Raw genomic sequence first — 6,207 nt, 5'->3', positions numbered from 1 at the left:
GCCTCGGCGCCGAGGTCCGCGTCAGCGACCTGCTGCTCGCCCCCTCCCCCGAGGCCCTCGCCCGCCGCATCGCCGCCACCGCAGGCCCGCGGCCCGGCGCGACGTCCGCCGGGGAGCTCCGGCCCCGGCCGGTTCCCCGCGCGCAGCGCCCCGAACGCCTCCCGCTGTCCTCCGCCCAGCGCCGGCTGTGGTTCGTGGACGTCATGGAGGGCCCGAGCGCCGCCTACGACATCCCCCTCGTCCTGCGCCCCACCGCGCCGCTCGACGCCGGGGTCCTGGAGCGGGCCCTCGCCGACCTGACCGGCCGGCACGAGGTGCTGCGCACCGTGTACCGGTCGGCGGACGGCGAACCCCACCAGGAGGTGCTGCCCGCCGCCCGGCCCGGCCTCGTCCGGCGGAAGGCGGCCCCGGGCCGGCTCACCGCCGCGGTCGCCGAGGCCGCGGGGCACGTCTTCGACCTGGCCCACGAGATCCCGCTGAAGGCCTGGCTGGTCGAGGAGGACGACGGCGCGCAGCTCCTGGTCCTGGTCCTCCATCACATCGCGGCCGACGGCTGGTCCGTCGGCCCCCTCCTCGACGATCTCGCAGCCGCCTACCGCGCCCGCGCCGAGGGCCGCGCGCCCGACTGGGAGCCGCTGCCCGTCCAGTACGCCGACTACGCCCTCTGGCAGCACGGACTCGCCTCCGACGAGGCGGCCGTCCGAGGCCATCTGGAGTTCTGGGAGCGGAACCTGGCGGGCGCCCCGCCGGTGCTGGAGCTGCCGGCCGCCCGGCCCCGTCCCGCCGAGCCCTCGCACCGGGGCGGGCATGTCCCGATCGTCCTCGACGCCGCCGCCCACCAGGCCCTCGACGAGCTGGCCCAGCGCACCGGAGCCACCCTGTTCATGGTGCTGCAGGCCGCGCTCGCCGCCCTCCTCACCCGGCACGGCGCGGGCACCGACCTGCCGCTGGCCACCATGACCGCCGGACGCGACGACGAGAACCTCGCCGGCCTGGTCGGGTTCTTCGTCAACACCCTGGTGCTGCGCACCGACACCTCCGGCGATCCGGCCTTCGCCGAGCTCCTGGAACGCGTCCGGCAGGCCGACCTGGCCGCCTACGCCCACCAGGACCTGCCCTTCGAGCGCGTCGTGGAACACCTGAACCCGGACCGCTCCGCGGCCCGTCACCCGCTGGCCCAGATCGTCGTCCAGCTCCACCAGGAGCACACCCCGGAGGGCCCGGCGGCCGACGGCGGGCAGGCGCTGTTCCGGGACGCCGAGCCGGGGCTGCTGTCCTCCGCGTCCGTCAAGTTCGACCTGACCTTCGCCCTGACCGAGCGACGCGACGCGCAGGGCCGTCCGCTCGGCCTGGCCGGCGGTCTCGAGTACGCCGCCGACCTGTTCGACGAAGCGACCGCCGCCGTGCTCGCCACCCACCTCGAACGGATCCTGCGCGCCGCGGCCGCCGACCCCGGCATCCGCGTCGCCGACGTCCCGCTGCTCACCGACGCCGACCGGTTCCGGCTGGCCGAGCACAACGACACCGCCACCACCGGGCCCGCCCCCGGCACGGTGCACGAGCGCATCGCCCAAGGTGCCCGGAGCACCCCGGACGCCCCCGCCCTGATCACCGGCGAGGAGACCGTCACCCGCCGGGAACTCGACGAGCGGGCCGCCGCCCTGGCCGCCCGTCTGTGCTCTGCCGGGGTGCGCCGCGGCGACACCGTCGGCGTGCTGCTGGAACGCGGCGTGCCGCTGGTGGTCACCGCGCTCGCCGTCCTGCGCTGCGGCGCCGCCTACCTCCCGCTGGACCCGCGGCTGCCCGCCGCCCGGCTCCGGCTGATGCTCGAGGACGGCGAGGCCCGGCTCGTCGCCACCGACGCCGCCCACGCGGCGGGCGTGCCGGGCGCCGGGGCGGACGGCCCCGACGCGGGCGGCGCCTGGCGGGTGCTGACCGTGGACGCTCCCGCCGACGCGTACCCGGACCCCGGGGCCGCCCGGACCGCCTCGGGGGCGGAGGTCGCCGCGGACGCCGCGGGCCGTGCGGACGCCGCGGTCTCGGCGTCCGCCGCGGGGGCGACCGGCGACGACCTGATGTACGTGATGTTCACGTCCGGCTCGACCGGCCGGCCCAAGGGCGTGGGAGTGACCCACCGGAACGTGCTGGAGCTGGCCGCCGACCGCGACGTCGCCGCAGGCGCCCCGCACCGGATGCTGGTGCACTCGGCGACCGGGTTCGACGCCTCGGTCTTCGAGATGTGGGTGCCGCTCCTCGCCGGCGGCAGCCTGGTCCTGATGCCGGGCGACGGCACCGACCTCACGGAGACGGCCCGGGCCGTCCGGGAGCACGGCGCCACTGCCGCCTACTTCACCGCGGGCCTGTTCCACCTGATGGCCGAGGAGGGCCTGGACACCCTCCGGCTGCTGCGCGAGGTCTGGACCGGCGGCGACGTCGTGTCCCCGGTCGCGGTCCGGCGGGTCCTCTCCCACTGCCCGGACACCGTCCTGGTCCACTCCTACGGGCCCACCGAGACCACCTTCGCCTCCCACAACCAGTGGTTCGGCACCGCGCAGCGCACCCTGAGCGGCACCGGGGTCCACCTCGGCCATCCGATGGACAACACCCGCGGCCACGTCCTCGACGAGGCGCTGCGCCCCGTCCCGCCGGGCGTGCCGGGTGAGCTGTACATCGCCGGCGCACACGTGGCCCGCGGCTACGTCGGCCGCCCCGGCCCGACCGCGGAACGGTTCGTCCCCGACCCGTTCGAGACCGACGGCAGCCGCATGTACCGCACCGGGGACCGGGTGCTGTGGACGCCCTCCGGCGAGCTGCGCTTCCTGGGGCGCGCGGACGGCCAGGTCAAGCTGCGCGGAGTGCGCGTGGAACCCGGGGAGGTGGAGGAGGCGCTGGGCGGCCTCCCCGGGGTCGGGCAGGCGCTCGCCGTGGTCCGCGAGGACCGGCCCGGCGGGAAGAGCCTCGTCGGGTACGCCGTCCCGCGCGAGGGGCACACGGTCACCGGGGCCGAACTGCTCGCCCAGGTCCGCCGGACGCTTCCCGGCCATCTGGTGCCCTCCGCCGTCGTCGTCCTCGACGCCATGCCGCTGACCGTCAACGGGAAACCGGACCGCGCGGCGCTGCCTGCCCCGCACCGGGCCCCCACGGCCGAGGGCCGGCGGCCCCGCAACGCCCGCGAGGAGGTGCTGTGCGGCCTGTTCGCCGAGGTCCTCGGCGTGGAACGGGTCGGCATCGACGACAACTTCTTCGCCCTGGGCGGTCATTCGCTGCTCGGCGTGCGCCTGGTCAGCCGCATGCGCAGCGTCCTGGGCGTCGAGCGCACCGTCCGCGACCTGTTCCGGCAGCCCACCCCGGCCGGGCTGCTCGGCGCGGACGACGAGGGCACGGCCGGCGCGCTGGGCGTGCTGCTGCCCCTGAGCACCCGTGGCGCCCGCCGCCCGCTGTTCTGCGTCCACCCCGGTACCGGCGTCGGCTGGTCCTACGCGGGCCTCGCCCGCCACCTGGGCGACGACCAGCCGCTGTACGCGCTGCAGGCCCGGGCGCTGAGCGAGCCGGGGCACCGGCCGCGCAGCGTGGAGGAGATGGCCGACGACTATCTGGAGCGGATCCGGCAGGTGCAGCCCTGGGGCCCCTACCGGCTGCTCGGCTGGTCCTTCGGCGGGATCGTCGCCCACGCCATGGCGGTGCGGCTGCGCGCGGCGGGCGAGCGCGTCGAACTCCTCGCGCTGATGGACGCCCACCTGACGGGCCCCGGCAGCGTGTCCGTGCTGCCGGACGAGGAGCCCGGCGCGGGCGAGGCGGCGCCGGGCGGCGGGGACCCGGTGGCGGCGAGGGAACGGATCACCCAGGGGGACCCGGTGCTGGCCGGCTTCTCCGCCGCGGAACTGGACTCCGTGCTGCGTGCCTCGCAGACCCACGCCGGACTCATGGCGCGGTACGTCCCGGGCGTCGCCGACGCGGACCTGACGTTCTTCACGGCCCGCAGGCCCGGCGAACCGGAGGGCGCCCTGGCGGCCACGTGGATTCCCTGCACCGAAGGCGTCGTGGACAACCACACCGTAGAGGCCGAACACCTTCGCATGACCGAACCGGAACCCCTCTCGCACATCGGAAGAATCATTTCGGAAAAACTCTCCACCGTGGAGAAGGAAGAATCGAGGAGCCAGTCATGAGTGATTCCGTCAACCCGTTCGACAATTCCGAGGGAACCTTCCACGTCGTCGTGAACGACGAAGGACAGCATTCCCTGTGGCCCGCCTTCGCGGACGTGCCGGCCGGCTGGACCGGCGTCTGGGGTCCGGGGAACCGGGACGAGGCCCTGGAGTACGTCACCGCCAACTGGACCGACATCCGCCCGCGCAGCCTCGTAGCCCAGTACGCCTGAGCCTGGGAAGGAAGCGCCGTGCCCCGCAGCTCCCGCGGGGCACGGCGCTTCCTGCTTTCCGTTCCGACGCCCTCCCGATTATCCCGCGCACGGAAGAACACGCGGGAAACTGCCGGTCGCTGCTGCCGCCCCTGCTTCCCCTTCCGGAATCCCGGGAAATCTATTCTCGAAGGCATGAAGATACTCCTGAGCGGAACCGCTTCGGATTCCCACACCTGGAATCTCGTGTATCTCCAGCTCTTCCTCGGCGAGCTGGGCCACGAGGTCGTCGGACTCGGTCCCTGCGTGGACGCCGACGAGCTGGCCGACGCCTGCCGGCGGCACGCTCCCGACGCGGTGGTGCTCAGCAGCGTCAACGGGCACGGCTACCGCGACGGCCTCGCCGCCGTCCGCCGGCTGCGCGCCGAGCCCGCCCTCGACGCCGTGCCGGTGGTGATCGGCGGCAAGCTGGGCGTCGCCGGCCGCCCGCAGGAGACGGAGACGGCGCGTCTGCTGCGGGCCGGCTGCGACGCGGTCCTCGGCGACGACCTGGACGCCCTGCGCGGTTTCCTCGCCGCCCGCGTCCACCGCGGGGTGCCGGCATGACCGCCCGTCACGCGTCCTTCGGCGCCTTCGTCGCCGCCGCCGCGGACGCCGGCCGGCTCGTCGTCCAGCCCCGCATGGGGTTCGGGGACCCCCGCCTGATGCGGGCCGGCCTCGAGAGGACCCGGGCCGCCACCGCCACCACCGCGGGCACCCTCACCGTCGACAGCTACACCCGCGTCGGCGACCTGGCCGCCGCCCGCGCGGCGGTCGCCGACGGCGCGCGCCTCAACGGCTACCCGATCGCCACCCACCCGGCCTCCGTCACCCGCGCCCTCCTCGAAGGACTGGCCGGCGACGACTTCCCCGTCCAGGTCCGGCACGGCTCCGCCCGGCCCGAGGCCATCGTCCGCGCGCTCACCGCGGTCGGCCTGGACGCCACCGAGGGCGGCCCCGTCTCCTACTGCCTGCCCTACGGACGCACCCCCCTGCGGCGATCCGTCGCCGCCTGGGCCCGCGCCTGTGAACTGCTGGCCGGCGCCGCCCGCCCGGGCGCCGTCCCGCACGTGGAGAGCTTCGGCGGCTGCCTCCTCGGCCAGCTGTGCCCGCCCGGCCTGCTCGTCGCCCTGAGCGTCCTCGAGTGCCTGTTCTTCGTCCAGCACGGGATCCGCAGCGTCTCCCTCAGCTACGCCCAGCAGACCCACCCGGGCCAGGACGAGGAGGCGGTCCGCGCGTTGCGCCGGCTCGCCGCGGAGTTCCTGCCCGCGGGCGTGGACCACCACGTCGTGCTCTACACCTACATGGGCGTCCATCCGCGCACCTCGCACGGCGCGACCCGCCTCCTGGAGGCCTCCGCCCGCCTCGCGGTGCGCTCCGGGGCCGGCCGGCTGATCGTCAAGACCACCGCCGAGGCCCACCGCATCCCCACGGTGGAGGAGAACGTCCGCGCCCTGGAGACCGCGGCCGCGGCCGCCGCGCTCACCGGTCCCTCGGTCGCCCCCGAGGGTCCCGAAAGTCCCGACGGCTCCGACGCCGACGGCGGCGAGGTCCTGCAGGAGGCGCGGACCCTGATCGGGACCGTCCTGGACATCGATCCCGACCTGTCCCGCGCCCTGCCCGCCGCCTTCGAACGCGGCCTGCTGGACGTCCCGTTCTGCCTCCACCCCGACAACCCGGGCCGCTCCCGCGGCCTGGTCGACCCCACCGGCCGGCTCCGCTGGGCCGCCACGGGCGGCATGCCGATAGACGCCGACGCCACGACGGCCGCACCCCTCACCGCCGACGGTCTCCTCGCCGCCCTGCAC

3 protein-coding genes and 1 pseudogene are annotated in these 6,207 nt (G+C 75.7%); all 4 read left to right on the top strand.

Annotated elements, in window-relative coordinates; all coding sequences use genetic code 11:
* Window positions 1-4,169 (top strand): non-ribosomal peptide synthetase (locus ACOV8S_RS32025; protein ID WP_448322048.1); only part of this gene is annotated, 4,169 nt, incomplete at its 5' end.
* A complete protein-coding gene (locus ACOV8S_RS32020) occupies window positions 4,166-4,381 on the top strand; it encodes an MbtH family protein (RefSeq protein WP_448322046.1) in 216 nt (71 codons plus the stop codon). The genes ACOV8S_RS32025 and ACOV8S_RS32020, both read left to right, overlap by 4 nt.
* A 174-nt stretch (window positions 4,382-4,555) precedes the next feature.
* Complete coding sequence (locus ACOV8S_RS32015) at window positions 4,556-4,966, top strand: cobalamin B12-binding domain-containing protein (protein ID WP_448322044.1); 411 nt, start codon at window positions 4,556-4,558, stop codon at window positions 4,964-4,966.
* Window positions 4,963-6,207, top strand: a pseudogene (locus ACOV8S_RS32010) (amino acid--tRNA ligase-related protein); the annotation flags it as partial. The gene ACOV8S_RS32015 and the pseudogene ACOV8S_RS32010, both read left to right, overlap by 4 nt.

The sequence above is a fragment of the Streptomyces sp. CO7 genome (genome assembly GCF_053474865.1).
Note: the sequence above shows the minus strand (reverse complement) of the source record. Positions and strands in the feature narration are given on the sequence as shown.

What these genes read in the sequence shown, in the direction of transcription:
- ACOV8S_RS32020 (WP_448322046.1), top strand. Translation starts at nt 4,166, where the DNA reads ATGAGTGATTCCGTCAACCCGTTCGACAATTCCGAGGGAACCTTCCAC.
- ACOV8S_RS32015 (WP_448322044.1), top strand. Translation starts at nt 4,556, where the DNA reads ATGAAGATACTCCTGAGCGGAACCGCTTCGGATTCCCACACCTGGAAT.